Consider the following 18,065-nt stretch of genomic DNA (forward strand, 5'->3'; position numbering starts at 1 on the left):
AGAGGTTGTTTGAAAAGTGGTTGGCTGTGATTTTAGGCACTTATTGATCCCCCCTAACCCCCCTTAAAAAGGGGGGAACCGGAATCAGAGTCCCCCTTTTTAAGGGGGATTTAGGGGGATCTAAAACGTTTTGCTACCAAGATGAGGACTTTTCAAACATCCTCTAACATTCATGTGGATGAAACGCCTTGGTCAGTCAAAGGAATCAAAGAATGGTTGTGGGTAGTTGCCAATTCTGATTTCTGCCTGTTTACTGCTGCTGACACTCGTTCACGATCCGAATTAGAGACAATTTTAGGAGCTAAATATACAGGGGTACTTAGCAGCGATGATTTTAGTGTTTACAATGGCTATCAAGTTGTTGTCCAACAGAAGTGTTTAGGGCATCTACGCCGTCACTTCAAAAAATTAATTCAACTTCCAGGCCTTCACAACCAAGCGATTGGTGAAGTGTTTGTTGATTTAATTGATGAAGCTTTTAGAAATTATGCTCTTCGGGTTTGAGACTTTTGACTCGCGCCCTCAAGGTCTGGAGCCGTTTTTGAATTATTCAGATGCTACCTAATTTGATATCACCTAGTATTTGAAGAGTTAACTTAACTTGAATTTTGGGAATATTATAATAATCACCAAAATCCAATTATAAATTAACATTCAAACAAGTAATAATGTTTAGATTAATTGCTCGCATTCCGGACTATAGTGTTGCAAGTTTAATTTATGAAGCTTCTGCCACAATAATTTATCGAGCATACTCCAAGGTGAACGGGTACTCAGTTGTCATCAAACTGCTCAAAGCAGAGTATCCTACTGTCAAAGAGATTGCTCAGATAAAGCACGAATACGAAATTATTCAAAACTTGAATATTATAGGTGTAATCAAAGCTCATGAATTAATTAGTTACGACAATGGCTACAGTAATGGTCTAGCACTTGTTTTAGAAGACTTTGGTGGAGAATCTTTAAAAGTTCAGATATCTAATACAGGCTTTGAACTTACGAAATTTCTCAACATTGCTCGTCAAATTACTGAGACTTTGGGAGAGTTACATACCCACCACATTATCCATAAGGATCTTCAGCCCGAAAACATTCTTTATAATCCCAATACCGAAAAAATAAAGTTAATTGACTTCAGTATCGCTTCGCTGCTGTCAAAAGAAAGCCCAGAAATCAGTAGCCTCAACCTCCTAGAAGGAACGCTGGCTTATATGTCGCCAGAGCAAACTGGACGCATTAATCGAACCTTAGATTATCGTACAGATTTTTACTCATTAGGTGTTATTTTTTACGAAATGTTAACGGGTCAGCTCCCCTTCCATAATGCTCAAGACCCAATAGAGTTGGTGCATTGTCACATTGCGAAAATTCCAGTAGCTCCGCACGAGATTAATCCTAATGTACCACTGGCAATCTCTGCGATCGCTATGAAACTTCTAAGCAAAACTGCTGAAGACCGCTACCAAAGTGCTTACGGGTTAAAGGCTGACCTAGAGCAAGCAGCGATACAACTGCAAAGAAAAGGCAGCATTGAGCTTTTTACCTTAGGCCAGCAAGATTTTTCGCATCAATTCCAAATAGCCCAAAAACTTTACGGTCGGGAAGTAGAAGTGGCAACTTTAATGGCTGCCTTTGAAAAAGTTAGCCTTGGTTCTAGCGAAATTGTGTTGGTAGGAGGATACTCAGGTATTGGCAAATCTTCACTAGTTAACGAAGTTCACAAACCGATTGTGCGGCAACGAGGTTACTTTATCGGTGGCAAATTTGACCAACTTAAGCGAGATATTCCTTATGCTTCTTTGATTCAAGCATTTCGAGAATTGATGCGACAACTGTTAGCTGAAAGCCAAGCCAGAGTTGAGGTTTGGAAAAATAAATTACTACGAGCATTGGGAGTTAATGGTCAAATTATTATTGATGTCATCCCGGAAGTAGAACTGATTATTGGACCGCAAGCGCCTGTACCGCAGTTGGGGGTTGCTGAGTCTCAAAACCGTTTTAATCGGGTGTTTAAGCAATTTATCCATGTCTTTACTGCTGCTGAACACCCCTTAGTACTGTTTTTAGATGACCTCCAATGGGCCGATGCTGCCTCTGTGAACCTGGTCGAGAATCTGATGACTGACCCAGAAAGTCAGTATCTCTTGCTGATTGGGGCTTACCGAGATAACGAAGTTAGCCCTACGCATCCACTGATGCTAATGCTAGAGACAATTCAAGCATTTGGGGCAACCGTTGAAGAGTTACTTTTGAAGCCATTAGCAGCACCTCATATTACTCAACTGGTTACTGACACGTTCAATTGCGAATTATCTCAGGCAAAACCTTTAGCTGATTTGCTATTTCAAAAAACTCAAGGTAATCCCTTTTTCTTGACTCAGTTACTAAAAGTATTGCATCAAGATAATCTTTTAACATTTGATTATCGTTTGGGCTTTTGGAAGTGGGATCTCAACAAAATTCAGGAACAAGCCATTACCGATAATGTTGTCAATTTAATGGTGAAGAAAATTCAGAGGCTGTCAGAACCGACGCAGCAAGTTTTACAGTTAGCTGCTTGTGTTGGCAACCGATTTAATTTAGAAATTCTAGCTGTAGTAAACGAAAAATCCCCATCAGCAACAGCAGTTGATTTATGGGAAGCTTTGAGGGCGGGATTAATTCTTCCCTTAAGCGATACTTACAAAATTCCTCAGTTGTTGAATCAGTCAGAATTGGCAACATACTGCGATACTGCCGTACAAGTTGACTATAAGTTTTTGCACGATCGCGTTCAGCAAGCTGCCTATTCTTTAATTCCAACTGGTCAGCAACAAGAAGTACATCTGAAAATTGGAAAATTACTATTACACAATACTGAAAAAGCCCAGTTAGAAGAACATCTTTTTGATATCGTCAACCATCTCAATGCTGGTAGCTCATTGATTGTGGAACCAGCAGAAAGATATGAACTGGCAGAATTAAATCTAAAAGCAGGTCAGCGAGCAAAATCATCTTCGGCATTTGTAACTGCACTCAAGTTGCTAGAAACAGGTATGAGTTATCTACCTAAAAATAGCTGGCAAGATAATTATTTGCTTACATTAACTTTATATTTACAAGTTGGGGAAGCAGAATTTTTAAATGGGAAATATGAGGAGGCTTTGCTGGTTTTTGAGCAGACTTTCAACCAGGTTAAAACTACTCTTGATATGTGTCGGGTAAATGAATATCGGATTATGTGTTATCGAATGGAGAACGATTTAAACTCCGCCTATAAAATTGGGCTAAATACCTTAGAGCTTTTAGGCTTGGAGTTTACAGCTTATCCCGATGATGCATATTTGTTAGAAAAACTTAATCATACCAAGGAAGTTATTGGCGATCGCTCAACTTTTAGTCTTGCAGAACTACCGCCAATGCAAGACGAAGAGAAGTTAATGGCTCAACGCATCTTAAAAGAAATCTGGCCCATTGCCTACTTTTTAGGATCTAAAGCGTTGCACATCACATCGATGAATATAACTCAACTTTCTGTTCAGTATGGCAACTCACCAATTTCGGTATTTGGTTATATGCTGTATTCTTTCAACTTAGTATTTCAATATGGCGAGGTAGATTCGGGTTATGAGTTTGGTCAACTATCTCTGCGTTTGCATGAGATTTTAAGAACGAAAGAATTAGAAGCAAATATTTTGAATATGTGGGGAGGTTTAATCTGTCATTACAAAGACCATATTAGCCAGGCAAAACCTCATTTATTGAAGGGATTTAATAGTGGTTTAGAAACAGGCTCTTATCAATGGTCTGGTTATTGTTCAGTTAATTTTTTATGGCAATGCTTATTTGGGAATGAATCTTTAGAAAAAACCGCAGAAGTAGCCGAAGATTTTATTCCTAGCCTCCGCAAAATTGACAGAAATATGTTGAACTACCATCTGCTGGCTATGGAAGCGATCGCTAACCTGACTAAGCCAGCAGGCAAGATTGACGAGCTTATTGGAACTTGGGCAGATGAACGGCAAGTGCTAGAGTTTGCACAAGCATCTTCGGATATGTTAACCGCATTTGTAGTTTACATCTATAAACTTGCGCTCTGTAACTGGTATGGAGAGTATACCAAAGCTGTTGAGTATGCAGAGAATGCCGAAAAATTTGTTGGGGGAGCGCGAGGAATTTTTATTAATCCTGTTTTCTACTTTCACCAAAGTATTGCCTTGGCTGGGGCTTATGCAGAGGCAGATACCGCAACTCAAGTTGTTTATCTGGATAAACTAAATACCAACTTAGAAAAATTCCAACAATGGGCAATCCACTGCCCAACCAATTATCAACACAAATTACTGCTGATTCAAGCTGAAATTGCTCGGATTTACCAGCAAGATTATCAGGCAATGGAGCTATATGACAAGGCGATCGCTTCTGCTGCCGAAAACGGTTATTTACAAAATGAAGCCTTAGCAAACGAATTGGCATTTCGATTTTACTTAGCCAAGGATAGGCAAAACTTTGCCAAAATTTATTTCAAAGAAGCCCGCTATCGCTATCTCAAGTGGGAAGCTACGGGTAAAGTCGGGCAACTGGACGAACAATATTCCCAGCTTTTTACAGATACAGTCGGGGAGGTAACTGGGCGAGGTACGGGTACAAAGCAGATTCGGGATAGTTCTGAAGCTAAAACCCAAGCTCTAGATATCAGCACAGCGATTAAAGCATCGCAGGCGCTCTCAAGCGAGATGGAGCTAAGTCGGCTGTTAGAGAAGATGATGACGATCGCGATCGAGAATGCTGGGGCCCAAATGGGTTATCTACTTGTAAAACGGGAGAACCAGTGGGTGATTGAAGCCGAAGGAAGCATTGATCGAGATCAAGTGACGGTGCGATCGTCGAGTCTGTTTCAAGTAAAACATAAACTACCAGCTTTGTTGATTAACTATGTTGAGAGAACAAAAGAAAATTTGGTTTTAGACGATGCTAGCCACACAGAGCGTTTTGCAAGTGACAACTATATTGTTGCCAATCAACCCAAATCAATTTTGTGTTTGCCTTTCTCTCATCAGGGTAAGCTAACTGGGGTTCTTTACCTGGAAAATAACCTCACTACCGGAGTCTTTACCGCAGAGCGATTAGAAGTACTGAACTTATTGACTTCGCAAGTTTCCATTTCTATAGAAAATGCTCGGCTCTACACAAATTTGCATATATACTCCCAGGAGTTAGAGATTTCGGAAACACAAGCGCATGAGAAAGCAAAGCAGCTAGAGCAGACGCTTGATGAATTGAAGCTCACTCAGTCACAGATGGTGCAAAGCGAAAAAATGTCTAGCCTGGGGCAATTGGTGGCAGGTGTTGCTCACGAAATCAATAACCCAGTCAGCTTTATCTACGGCAACCTTACTTACGTGAATAATTATGTCAAAGACTTGATGAGTGTAGTACAACTTTATCAGCAGCAAAACCAAAATTTACCACCTAAAGTTCAGAATGAAATAGATGAATTTGACTTAGATTTTTTGATGGAAGACTTGCCTAAGCTTTTGGCTTCAATGAAAGTGGGAACTGATCGCATTCGCCAGATTGTATTATCTTTAAGAAACTTTTCCCGCCTAGACGAAGCTGGAGTCAAAGCCGTTGATATCCATGAGGGCATTGATAGCACTCTGATGATTTTGCAAAATCGGCTTAAACCCCAACCAGATCATCCAGGAATTCAGGTAATACAAGAGTACGGTAATCTCCCACCTGTAGAATGTTATCCTGGGCAACTGAATCAAGTATTTATGAATTTAATCGCAAATGCGATCGACTCTTTGGAAGAATTTAACGAACATCGAACTTATGCCGATATCGCACGTCAGCCAAGTATCATTACAATTCGTACTACTGCTGAAGGCGATTTTGCCGTCATCCGCATTGCTGACAACGGTTCTGGTATCAGTGAAAATGTGCGACGGCAACTCTTCACACCCTTTTTTACCACCAAACCTGTTGGTAAAGGCACTGGTTTAGGGCTATCTATCAGTTACCAGATTGTGACTAATAAGCATCGAGGACAGTTGGAGTGTGCATCGGTTTTAGGAAAAGGAGCTGAATTTATTGTCTCTATCCCGCTTCAGGCAAGGCTAGAAGCCCTGAGCGTCTAATTGAAGGAGAAGAGATATTACTATCAAAAGTCACGAGTAAAACATACTTTATATCTCAATACAGTTCAGTTAACCCTTGTTTCTCTCCCTGCTCCCTGCCTCTAACAAATAAATTAATGCCTCCACTAAAGCCTGATTTTGTTCATCAGTACCAACAGTAATGCGTAATTTATCATCTAGTCCAGGCTGCTTGAAGTAGCGGATTAAAATTCCCCGTTCCTTCAGCTTTTGATAGAGATATTCTGCGTTTCCTTCTCTTGGCTGTACCAGTAAAAAGTTAGTTTGGGAATCCCAAATGTGAAAATCTAATTGTTTTAAGTCTGTTGCTAACTTAGCCCGTGATGCTTTAATCTTTGCCACACAAGCATTTTTATAAGCTTGATCGGTAATAGCAGCCGTGCCAATTGCACAAGCGATCGCATCAATGTTATAGCTATCTTTCACCTTAAACAATCCCTGCAACAGCTTGGGATTTGCCACCCCAAATCCCAGCCGCAACCCTGCCAACGAGTACCCTTTAGAAAGTGTGCGAATTATGATGACGTTTTCGTAGTCATTTACCAAAGCTAATGCATTCTCTTCGGTAAAATCCACATATGCCTCGTCAATCACTAAAACTCCAGATAACTGGCTGGCTAATTTTCGCAGATCATTTGTTGGTACTATATGCCCCGATGGACTATTAGGCGATGCAATAAATGTCACAGAACCATTGGCAGCAACCAGTTCTTTCAAAGGTAAACTGTAGTCATCGCTGTAAAAAATCTCAGTAATTTCCGCAGCTTGCATTTCTGTTAATGTGCGATATAGCACGTAAGTTGGCATCGGATAAACTACCTTCTTCCCAGGTTCTGCACAGGCTCTAATTATCACGCTCAACAATTCGTCACTGCCATTTCCCACAATTATCCAATCGCTAGGAACACCTAAAACTTTACTTGCAGCTTGCCGGAACTCCCCCCCGAAAGGTTCTGGATACCGTCGCAACCACTCGCCATCGATATTCCGTAACACAGCTAGTGCCGCAGGCGAAGGAGGATAGGGGTTCTCGTTACTGTTGAGTTTTATTATCTTTGTACCGCGTTGAGGCTGCTCACCAGGAATGTAGCTAGCCATTGCATCTACATTAGAGCGAAAATAGTTGGTCATAGAGCATGAGATATGGAACAAACAGATTCAATTTTGGATTTTAGATTTTAAATTTTAGATTCTTCTTAAATCGAAAATCCAAAATCTAAAATTGGCAGAGTTAGGAGTTCACTATGCACTCAATCCTTGGTTCAAGGCAAGCAAGCTACGCGTAGTGTTCCGCAGAAAAGGTATTATCTGTTAAGGAATAACTGTTAATCTACCTGATTTTGGGCTTAACCCAGAAGCATTGAGAGGGAGTAGGGAGCAGGGCAATACGGTTCGGTTAAGGTGCATAGGCCTTAAAGATCCCCCTTAGTCCCCCTTAAAAAGGGGGAAATAGAGCCATTTTTAGCCCCCCCTTTTCAAGGGGGGTTGGGGGGATCGAGTCTTATCCGAACCGTATTGGGGGGCAGGGGAAGAATTATTGATTAATGCCCAATAACAAATGACAAATGACAAATGACAAATCATTACCGATATATTATTTTTTACAAACCCTATGGCGTTCTCAGCCAGTTTACAAAAGATGCTCCCACACATAGCACCCTGAAAGATTATATTGATGTACCTAATGTGTATCCTGTGGGACGCTTAGACTGGGATAGTGAAGGTTTGCTGCTGTTAACGAACGATGGACAATTGCAACATCGCCTTGCCCATCCGCGTTTTGGTCATAAACGTACTTACTGGGTACAGGTAGAGCGAATTCCAGATGCAGATGCGATAAAAAGGTTGCAAACTGGTGTGGAAATTCAAGATTACCGGACTCAGCCAGCAGAAGTTAGGCTGTTACCACAAGAACCACAGCTACCAGAACGCACCCCACCGATTAGATTCCGCAAAAATGTACCGACAGCTTGGTTAGAAATGACATTAACAGAGGGAAAAAACCGCCAAGTACGGCGTATGACTGCGGCTGTTGGGTTTCCGACTTTGCGACTGGTGAGGATCAGCATAGCCCACCTACAATTGGATGACCTACAATTGGGTCAATGGCGCGACCTTACCACATCTGAACTTCAATTTCTGCATAATTTCAGTAAATCAAAAAGTTTTCCTCCAAAGGCGAATGCTCTATAACAACAAACAACAAACCGCAATTGAAGGTATTTATGAAGTCTGTATCGGCATCTCGGAGCCAATCTCTGCAATTCAATATTGGGAGCAATTTGGCTATCGCATTGGTGAAATGGGTGAATTAACCGCAGATGTAGCCAATCAATTATATGGGGTGAATTCATCTTTACGCTCAATTCGCCTCTACCACCAAAATTCAGATCATGGTTTGATTCGGCTGATGGTTTGGCAAAATCCCACCCATCAAGGTTTAGGAATCGCGTCGATGAAAATTAAAGGAAATCGCTGGGCAACAAGCTTAACTGCGGATGTATTAAGTATCTTAAATCATATAGAGGATGCAAAAGCGGCAGGTTTGCCAATTAGGTACACTAACCCTTATTGGGAAGTCATCTACAACAAAGAGAGAAAAAGCCGTCCTTTTATTGAGCCAGCAGTTGGCGTACGAGAAATGCTACTACTGCAACCATTAGCTCGACAGGTTTTATTTCAACGGTTTGGCTATACGCTGCCGCACTATGGACAAGTTAACCATAATGCTGCACTCAAGACTAGTCAGTTTACCCACATGGGAATCATCGTTCAAGATGACAGCAAAGAAACGCTGAAGTTTTATGAAGAAGTTTTGGGTTTGCTGCGTGTGCGTGATGATGTCGAAACTAGCTATGAATCTTCGCCAGCAGGTAAAGATATTTTTGACCTTAACCCTGGTGAAAAATTTATTGTCACTACCTTTGATGATCCTCGTTCTTCTAAATCTGACCTGATGGCTGCACGCAGTGGTAGACTTTATATCATTCGGTTCCCAGAAAAGATTAATTTAGAATCGCGTTTTGAGGCAGCCCAACCCGGTAGCTTAGGTATGTCTTTATATACCTATCGGGTTAAAGGAATACAGGAGTATTGCGATCGCATCAAAGCAAGTACTGTACAAAAAGTTACAGATATCATTAGTAATGAGTTTGGCGAGACAAGTTTTTCCTTCGTTGCGCCAGATGGTTACTTCTGGACTTTGTTAGAAGGTAACTCCAGTGCAGATATAGTGGGCTGAGAGACTTGCACGCCGTTTTTTTCTGAGTTTGTTCAATATACTTTGCCGTTGACAAAGACGAAGTCGAGATTATTTAAAAATGTTTGTATATACCTAATCAAGGAGTCATAAATTGAGTAATAAATTATTGAGTAATATATTAGAGAAAAAAAGCAAAAATCAGCGAGATATTAGATTTGATATTTTGAAAACTATCGGGCTATTTTGTATTATTTTTGCCCATATTGGCCCTGAAAACAATGTTTTTTTTCATCTTAGACGTTTCGATGTTCCTTTGATGGTTGTTGTATCGGGGGCACTTTATGCCTATTCATCCGGCAACAAGCAAATATCTTTTTGGAGTTATGTAAAAAAAAGATTGCCGCGTTTGATTGCTCCGGTATGGTTATTCCTTATTTTTTACTTTATTGCAACTTATATTATATTTTCTTTTCTTTCTAAACCTTATCCATTTTCTTCCCAGAAAATATTAGAAACCTTTTTACTGCTAAAAGGTATTGGTTATGTATGGATAATTCGTGTATTTACTCTAGTGGCACTTTTTGCAAACTTCTCACTATATATATATAGACTATGCAAATCTGAAGTTAAATTTTTAACTTTACTGTCATTAACTTATTTAGGATATGAATTTTTACTTATTTTAACTCAACGTTTCAGCTTTTGGAAGCGGATAATTTTCCTCGATGCAATAATCAACGATTATTTATTTTATCTTCTTCCCTACGGATGCTTATTTGGCTTAGGTATGATTATACCCAAACTTAGAAGCAAATCCATATTATTAATATCTGGATTATTTTTAAGCTTATTTCTGTTGCAAGCTGTTTATTTTTACCATACATTAGGACATTTTATTTCAAATGAAAACTTTAAGTATCCTGCAAAAAGCTACTATGTTTCTTATGGAGTTTTTATGTCTATGTTAGCATATTTTATAGTTGACAAGTTGTCTGTGAAACACAATTTATTAGAACGGGATAATTTATTGATTAGGTTGATTGTTTTTATCAGTTCATCTTCCTTATGGATATATTTGTGGCATATTTTATTTGTGTATTATTGGCAAAACTTAATTGCAGAATATCTCCCCGAACTAACTAGCAACTTTACTGTATCTTTTTTAGTAGTTGCATTCGGAGCAATAGCGATTACATATCTTCAAAAACAAGCAGTTTTTCAGGTAATTGCAAAAACGAAAGTTGGTCAAAAAAATTCCGACTTGCTATCTATTTTATTTTTAAAGTAAAAAAATTCGGTAGTTGGGACGGAAAGCTCGATGCTATCAGATACCCGTTTTAGCTATTCTAAATTTCTAAATTAATTTTAGCCATAAGCAATAATAGAGCGTAGTTTACCGCCACAGGCATTGCAATACACTGGAGCATCCATATATCTGCTTTCTAGGCAGTCGTAACGATTTTTCTTTCTAAGGGTACAAGACTAATAACTAAAAATGGTGCAAGTTAAAACTAGTGTAAATATCTAAAATTATGGACGCTGCTAAACGCCTTAATACTCTTAATCGCATCCGCAAACTCAGTCGTTTGATGGATACATCTATACGCATCCCTTTAACACGTTTTCATATTGGAATAGACCCAATTATCGGTTTGGTTCCAGGTGCTGGTGATTTAATCAGTACAGGGTTTTCAGCTTACATCATATTTTTAGCAACCCGTTTTGGCATCCCACGTCAAGACTTAGCCAAAATGATTTTTAATGTTGGTTTGGAAACAGTCGTTGGTACTGTGCCTTTTGTGGGTGATTTATTTGATGCTTTTTATAAGTCTAATATTCGCAATTTGGCAATTTTAGAGCAACATTTGACAGTGGTTGAACCGGAACTTAAAGAAGTGTCTGATGAACTTGACAAGAGTAAGTTCAGTCGAGTTTAAGTTGGTGGTTTATGATGTACTTTATAAGGCGCTGTGCCTAGCTTACTTCTTTATAGGGGTAGGCTATCGGCATAGCAGCAGAATAGGCTGCGTAATGAAAGTAGGCGATCGCAGTTTGCTATCTTGATTAATTGAGCTTAATTCTAGTTTCTCTCAAAAACCACTCATTACCTCAACAAATGCGATCGCTTCTATGCATGAACTTTGCACCATTGTCGAGGTACGAGAATTATTGAATGCTGTTTGCGAAGTCGTATGTACCCCCACGTTTTAGGGCGCGTTCGTAAGCAGGTCGTGCATGGATGCGCTCGATAAATTCCTTAATCTTAGGTCGGCTTAAGATGAGTTCGGCTTGCATAGCGACTATTTCCAGAGGAAAGCTCATTTGGATATCGGCGGCAGTAAATTCTTCGCCTACAAACCACGTACTCTTACAAAGTTCACCTTCTATGTAGTCAAAGTGAAGCTTAATCTGGGGTGCGATAAATCCTTCATTTACGCTGCTGCCTCCTGTATCAAAAAGATTGAAGACAAGGTTCATTACTAGAGGTGGCATTGCAGATCCTTCAGCGTAATGCAGCCAATACGTATAGCGCAGACGCTCCGGCGTATCGGATGGCGGGATTAGCCGACCATTGCCGTAGCGGCTTACTATGTATTCAATGATCGCCCCCGACTCAGCAATAGTCTCTTCTGCGTCAGTAATCACTGGTGACTTACCGAGTGGATGGACTTCGCGTAGCGATGCTGGTGCCAGCATCGTTTTCTGGTCGCGTTCGTAGAACTTAATTTCGTATTCGATACCTAATTCTTCAAGCAGCCATAACACGCGCTGCGATCGCGAGTTGTTGAGATGATGGACAACGATCATAATAGCTACTTTTTGTTCTCTGCTTTTGCTCATCTCAAATTATCATCAGTTTCTCCACGCTTCATCTATCTGGTGGTTGTCTTGGGTATCAAAGATGTTGGATATATTTCATGCTGGCAGTTTTCTGATGATTGAGCTTTGCACAATTGCACTTCCCCTACTTCTCCCCTATCTTTTAGTAAATCTATAGTTGGGCTTGTAGATAAAAGTATTAATCTTGGAAATCTCTAGTTCAAATCTTACATTTTAAGTGATATGTTATACCAAAAACTTCTGTGGATATTACCAATCGCCTCTACACTTAACTTTTTAGTTGCTATACCAAAAGTTCAAGCCAACTGTCCTGCATCTGTTCAGCCGCTTGAGGAAGTGCAACCACAAGTGCAGCAACGTTGGGACGAATTACAGCGCCAACAAACTTACCCTTGGGGTACAACAAAAGTGTATGAACGCTTGCAAGGCGCTCGTATCACCCTAGCTCCAAGTTTCGATCAGCTGCGTGGCTCATACAAACAAGAAGCCCTCAATTTGCTACGACTTGGTAATTACTTGCATAGCGTTTATGCTAGTGATGGCCGCTTGCTTTCGGCGGTGTATGACGCTTGTACACGGTTTGATATGTTAACAGAGAAGGCACGTTATAGCTGGTATTACAACAGTATCGCGCGATCGCTACCCGATAACTTGAAGCGTGAAGCTCTGCGGAACGCTGGCCGTCCGTCTTGGCGACAGGTGCGTGTAACCATTAGCGAGACGCAAGAGCGATCAATCCGCGATTTGTTCTGGAATAGAATGGGCTATAGTCAAGCGAACAATGGGATGTGGATCGCTTGGGTTCCAGAACACGGTTATTTTGAAATTAATGTGCCCAATGGCTACAATATCAAACAATTGGGGCAATTTTGGCGGTCGGCTCCACGTAACTATCGCTACATCGTACTATCAACTGACGGTTCATTAGTCTTTGAAAAAGAGGCAGGGGTGCAGGGGGCAGGGAGCAAGGGGGATAAAACAGCAAGGGGATTCAACCCATTTCTGTTCGAGAACCACTGGTGAAGAAGTGGGGGACGTAAGAACATTTTCCCCCCTTCATTACACGGCAGGAGTTAGGGGGCATTTCCCCCAGCTAATAGCCCCCAACCAAGAGCCTCTTAGTTGAAACGCAATGAAATTAAGACGGATTAGGGCTGAGGGGTTAGACCCCTATCAACTCGTCAACAGTCTCATTCTATTTGGGGGAGTATGTCAAAATGCCTTACGTTCAGCCAGATGCTTAAGGATGTCTTGGCGCGAGCGCCAAACTTGTCGCAACTGCTTGCGGGCTAACAATTTCAACTGGTCGCCGACATAAGGTGAACCTGGTTGAGTTGCATTACCGTAACTGTTCAGTGTCATCGCTTTTACAGGTTGAGAAAATTCAATTGCAGCAACGTATGAATCACCAGCAACAGATTTAAAGCGCCCATCTGACAGTGGGGCAAAATTGAGAACGCGGAAAATGCCTAGATATCCATCACCGCCATTTGCAGGCAAATCTATATCACCAGACTGGAGCCGGAAAACATCTCCCCATGCTACATCTAAAGACCCATAAGCTTTTTCCACCTTAGCTGCAACAGTTAAGAGTGTTGTGACTGCACTTTGAGGATTAGCTAAACCATCAGGTGTAGTAAATGGGGAGTTTTCACTCCAGGGTTTGCTAAATACACTATCTAAGTCTATCGCGTCAGCCCAAGAAGCGAATAATACCGCACCCCGACTGTCTGCATTTGCTTGCCGATCCCAAGCTGACAGTACATCAGCACATCGATTAGCTAATTCGCTTTTGTAATTGCGTATAGCCGGAATCAAGTCATCCAAAAGCCGATCTGCCAGTTCCATCCGTGTTGATTGTTTATTAGAAATCATTTCAGCTAAAGAGATTTTGTCATCCTCTGTTAGCATCCTGAGGGAACGTTGCGCTCGAAAATATATTGGCCCGCGTGGTGCCATATAAGATGGATAATTATCTGGATCGAGAACCTGTGGGAAGGTTGTTGTCCAAGGTGGGTCATTTGTATTTTGCAACCAGCCGCTTTTTGGGTCAATTACGCGTGGCAAATCTTCATATGGATGAGTTTTCGTCCATAAGGTTTTAGATGTATCGCCGGGAATTAAACCTTGCCAGTATTCAAAATCGCCTTTTTGACGAATTGGCACTTGACCGTTGAACAGGTGCATGATGTGTCCTTCTCGGTCTGCATACATCACCGTGAACATGGGTAGTTGTAACCGTTTCAGTACAGTTTGAAACTGGGTGAGGTTTTGGGAGCGTGCCATATCCCACCACTGCTCTAGTACACGTGGTTTATCAAGACCTACAACACGCAGTGCTACAGTTTTACCGTCTTTGCGCGATATGACAGGCCCGTGGACAGAACTTCGGACTAAAAGTTTTTCTGAGAGCAGTGCCCCATTTTTTTGTTTGACTTTCAAAGAGAGGGTTTTTGTCTCAAAGGGTCGGACTTGGCCATCGAAGCGATAACCATTGTTAGCTAGTTTTAGTTCGTAGGCATCCCATCCATCAAGAGTATTTACTGTATGAGTCCAACCCAAATTATCGTTGAAGGCGATCGCTAAAACAGGAATACCTACTAGCGTTGCTCCATAAGCATCGATTCCTGGTGCAGTAATCTGTGCTTCATACCACACAAATAAATCAGACCAAGGTAAATGTGGGTTGGCCAAGAGCATAGCATGACCATTCTCTGTATGTGATGGGGCGATCGCCCAACCGTTAGAGCCTGCTTGTGTCTCCTTCTGACTCACATCTGCAACTTGCTCTGGATTCACAATAAATGTGAAGTTCAGTACCCGCATCTGATGAGCCAGCACGTCTTCGCCTTTAACAGGCAAAACGATCTCAACTTCATCAGCAATCAGATCCTTATGTTCTTGAGCATAAGCATTAATTCCAGCAGCAAAGGCATCAAGATAACCGCGAAACTCTCGACTTTGTGCCAGATACCATGAATGGGAGCGTTCTGGTACTCCCACAGTCTGTACCCACTTATCTGATTCTAGGTACTCATCTCCCCAATATTCGGCAGCACGTCCCCGTGCTTGACCGTAGAGCTGCAAAAGCAGGTTACCATGACTCTGCATCTGGGCCCAACCAAAAGATTGGAAGGCACTTTGGTTATCCTTAGCATAGATATGCGGTACACCATAGGTGTCCCAAAGTATTTCAGTTTTAGTTAATTTAGGTGGGGAACCAAAACTTTGGCTTCCTATAAGCAAAACAAACATCAGAGTGAGTAAGAATGAAAAAACTCTGATGATATAGCGTCCACTGCGAAAACGCTTTAAACCCATAAGACTAAAAAACTGTATTTTGCTAATAAGCATTAGGGTTTTAGCACGTTAATAAGAAACCTGAGAAATCTGATTTTATGTGTTTCAAACAGTGCGATCGCTGTTTTTACTGATTAGAGTTTTAAAACTCCTCCTGACATTATTACTCAATAGTGTCTCTGTCAATTATTTTTATTTTTGGAGCGATCGCTGTCAATAGTTAATGCAAATATATTGACATAGCTTACGTAGCCCAGATATACTGAATCGCTTAAAAACCCAAATCTATTGAGAATTATTAGTTTTATACTTGACCTGTACTGATTATTTATTGAGAGTGATGACAAGCAGTCGGTTTATTGTTTTGGTTTTAAACCCAAGTTCTCTTTGGTCACTTCATATCTGGCGATGCACTGAGCGTAGTTGAAGCGAGTCAGTTTCCCTCCTGCCTCCTAACCCTCAGCAAGAACTACCTTCGTTAATAAAATTTACATATGTTAATATGAACTTCTTGGTTTAAGTACGGTTATTCAGTATGGTTCCCATAAAGACTGTTCTTCAAGATTCAGAGCAAGTCACTCGGTTGTTTTCTCATCTTGAATTTGATGGAAAAAAGCTCAATCATCAACCGGGTAGCGTATTGGGAAGTACTGCATTAATTGTGGGAACCACCATTGGGGCTGGGATTCTTGCCTTACCAGCGGTTACCCTGCCATCTGGGATTGTACCATCCACATCTGGGCTAATTGCTGTTTGGCTCTACGCTTTAGTTTCAGGGTTATTGGTTGCAGAGGTAACCTTAAATACGATGCGAATAGAAGGGCGTGCAAATATAGGTTTTTTGGGAGTTGTTGAGAAGATCCTTGGTAAGGTAGGAGGGCGGCTTACAGGCGGGGTATATTTATTCATGCACTATGCCCTCTTGGTAGCATACATTACCGAAGGTGGAGATATTTTAGAATCTGCAACGGCAAAAATCTGGAGTGTGCAGATATTACCTTCGTGGGTGGGGACAATAGCTTTCACGCTGTTATTTGGTGGCATTATGTATCTTGGGCGAGAAAAGTTTATTGAGAAATTAAACAGCGCCTTTGTCGGAATTGTCATCGTTTCCTTCTTGGGACTATTGTTGTTGGCAGGAGGACACATTCAGAGTACCCAACTGTTATTTCAGAACTGGAGTGCCCTTGGTAGTGCCATTTCTGTGATGTCTGTGGCGCTATTTTTCCAAAATGTTGTGCCTCTAGTTGTGACGCAACTCGAAGGTGATGCCCACAAAATTCGTCAGTCCATCTTTATTGGTTCTGTGATTCCTCTAATTATGTTCTTGGCATGGAATACCGTAATTTTAGGAAGCATCAGTCCTGATATGCTACATGGTACATCTAACGGTAAAATTATTTTTGACCCACTGCAAGTTCTCCGAGCAGGTGGTGCAGGGGAATGGTTAGGAGTGCTAGTATCCATTTTTTCAGAGTTTGCGATCGCTACATCATTCATTGGATTTGTCTACGGCTTGCTGGATTTACTCAAAGATATTTTCCTCATTGCACAGCGCAAACTTTCTAGTCGCCTCCCCCTCTATTCGCTGGCTATTTTCCCTCCAATGACTCTCGGAACGCTCAATCCCAGCATCTTTTTTACTGCTCTAGATTACACTGGAACATTCAGTATCTCAGTTCTAGGTGGAATTATTCCGGTGTTAATGAGTTGGAAGCAACGTCAAGAACAAGACAACTCAGATGGCATAAATCAACCACTCGTTCCTGGTGGGAAGGTGACGCTTATTGTCATGCTTGGAGTAGCATTAGCCATGATGGTAAGACCAATTGTGTCAATTTACACAAACTAAAACCATCAATAAAAGTTATAATGTATTATACTATAATACATTAGTAAGATAATAAATTTTTTTCGCTCCCCTTAAAAACGAAGTATGTACCAAAAAACAATGACTAATGACCAATGACTACTTCATCAAATGAATGATTCTCGCCTGGTCAAAATCAGCAAATATCTCAGCAAATATTTGCGACATACACCGGATGCAATTGGAATTAAACTTACCCCCAATGGCTGGGTTGCTGTTGATGAACTACTTACCGCTTGTGCTAAAAATAAGTTTCCGATTACCCGTCAAGAATTAGAAGCGGTAGTTGAATACAACGATAAACAACGCTTTTCTTTTGATTCTACAGGTACTCTGATTCGTGCGAACCAAGGACATACTGTAAAAGTCGATTTACAATTAGAAGCTGTTGTTCCCCCAGATGAGCTTTATCACGGCACGGCGCGTAAATCTGTAGAGTCAATTCTGCAAACAGGACTTTGCAAAATGTCACGCCATCATGTCCATTTGTCGAAGGATATTGCAACAGCAAAAGCTGTTGGTGCAAGATATGGAAAAGCAGTAGTTTTTGCTGTATATGCTGCGGCAATGCATCAGGCTGGTTACATTTTCTATTGTTCTGCTAATGGTGTTTGGTTAGTGGATCACGTTCCACCTGAGTATCTACAAAAAATTTGAATTTTAACTGGTCGCGGCGAGGAGTCCCCCACCATATATGTTGGTGGCGGGAGGA

11 protein-coding genes and 1 pseudogene are annotated in these 18,065 nt (G+C 41.1%); 9 read left to right on the forward strand and 3 right to left on the reverse strand.

Features of this window, described 5'->3' with window-relative positions:
• Positions 1-165 precede the first annotated feature (165 nt).
• Positions 166-517 (forward strand): annotated as a pseudogene (locus H6G26_RS26790) (transposase); the annotation flags it as partial.
• Positions 518-668: 151 nt separating this feature from the next.
• Entirely contained in the window at positions 669-6,122 is a 5,454-nt protein-coding gene (locus H6G26_RS26795) for an ATP-binding sensor histidine kinase (protein WP_190732902.1), read from the forward strand.
• Between the two features lie 69 nt (positions 6,123-6,191).
• On the opposite strand, the gene hisC is transcribed toward H6G26_RS26795, so the two are convergent.
• Positions 6,192-7,271: a histidinol-phosphate transaminase gene (gene hisC / locus H6G26_RS26800; protein WP_190732904.1), complete on the reverse strand. Its 1,080-nt coding sequence runs from the start codon at positions 7,269-7,271 to the stop codon at positions 6,192-6,194.
• A gap of 441 nt (positions 7,272-7,712) precedes the next feature.
• Between hisC and H6G26_RS26805 the strand changes: the two genes are divergently transcribed.
• The 4 genes from H6G26_RS26805 to H6G26_RS26820 all read left to right on the forward strand — a co-directional run bounded on the left by H6G26_RS26805 (position 7,713) and on the right by H6G26_RS26820 (position 11,279).
• On the forward strand, positions 7,713-8,333 hold the full coding sequence (locus H6G26_RS26805) for an rRNA large subunit pseudouridine synthase E (RefSeq protein WP_190732906.1): 621 nt from the start codon (positions 7,713-7,715) through the stop codon (positions 8,331-8,333).
• Positions 8,323-9,381: a VOC family protein gene (locus tag H6G26_RS26810; protein ID WP_190732908.1), complete on the forward strand. Its 1,059-nt coding sequence runs from the start codon at positions 8,323-8,325 to the stop codon at positions 9,379-9,381. Before H6G26_RS26805 ends, H6G26_RS26810 begins: the two co-directional genes overlap by 11 nt.
• A gap of 112 nt (positions 9,382-9,493) precedes the next feature.
• Complete coding sequence (locus H6G26_RS26815; RefSeq protein ID WP_242053885.1) at positions 9,494-10,630, forward strand: acyltransferase; 1,137 nt, start codon at positions 9,494-9,496, stop codon at positions 10,628-10,630.
• Between the two features lie 244 nt (positions 10,631-10,874).
• Entirely contained in the window at positions 10,875-11,279 is a 405-nt protein-coding gene (locus H6G26_RS26820) for a DUF4112 domain-containing protein (RefSeq protein ID WP_190732911.1), read from the forward strand.
• A gap of 229 nt (positions 11,280-11,508) precedes the next feature.
• Here the strand turns inward: H6G26_RS26820 and H6G26_RS26825 are convergent, their stop codons facing one another.
• The gene (locus H6G26_RS26825; protein WP_242053887.1) at positions 11,509-12,183 is read right to left on the reverse strand and encodes a glutathione S-transferase; all 675 of its coding nucleotides are present in this window, start codon (positions 12,181-12,183) and stop codon (positions 11,509-11,511) included.
• 222 nt (positions 12,184-12,405) lie between these two features.
• On the opposite strand from H6G26_RS26825, the gene H6G26_RS26830 reads away from it, so the two are divergent.
• Positions 12,406-13,206 (forward strand): hypothetical protein, encoded by an 801-nt coding sequence (locus tag H6G26_RS26830; protein WP_190732914.1) that lies wholly within the window; start codon positions 12,406-12,408, stop codon positions 13,204-13,206.
• Positions 13,207-13,395: 189 nt separating this feature from the next.
• On the opposite strand, the gene H6G26_RS26835 is transcribed toward H6G26_RS26830, so the two are convergent.
• Positions 13,396-15,504, reverse strand: coding sequence for an acylase (locus H6G26_RS26835; RefSeq protein ID WP_242053888.1), 2,109 nt, complete (start codon positions 15,502-15,504; stop codon positions 13,396-13,398).
• Between the two features lie 514 nt (positions 15,505-16,018).
• On the opposite strand from H6G26_RS26835, the gene H6G26_RS26840 reads away from it, so the two are divergent.
• Positions 16,019-17,335, forward strand: a complete 1,317-nt coding sequence (locus H6G26_RS26840; protein ID WP_190732918.1) for an aromatic amino acid transport family protein — start codon at positions 16,019-16,021, stop codon at positions 17,333-17,335.
• Between the two features lie 129 nt (positions 17,336-17,464).
• Positions 17,465-18,010, forward strand: a complete 546-nt coding sequence (locus tag H6G26_RS26845) for an RNA 2'-phosphotransferase (protein WP_190732920.1) — start codon at positions 17,465-17,467, stop codon at positions 18,008-18,010.
• The last annotated feature ends 55 nt before the right edge of the window (positions 18,011-18,065 follow it).

It is taken from the genome of Nostoc sp. FACHB-888, assembly GCF_014696655.1.
GTDB lineage: Bacteria > Cyanobacteriota > Cyanobacteriia > Cyanobacteriales > Nostocaceae > Nostoc.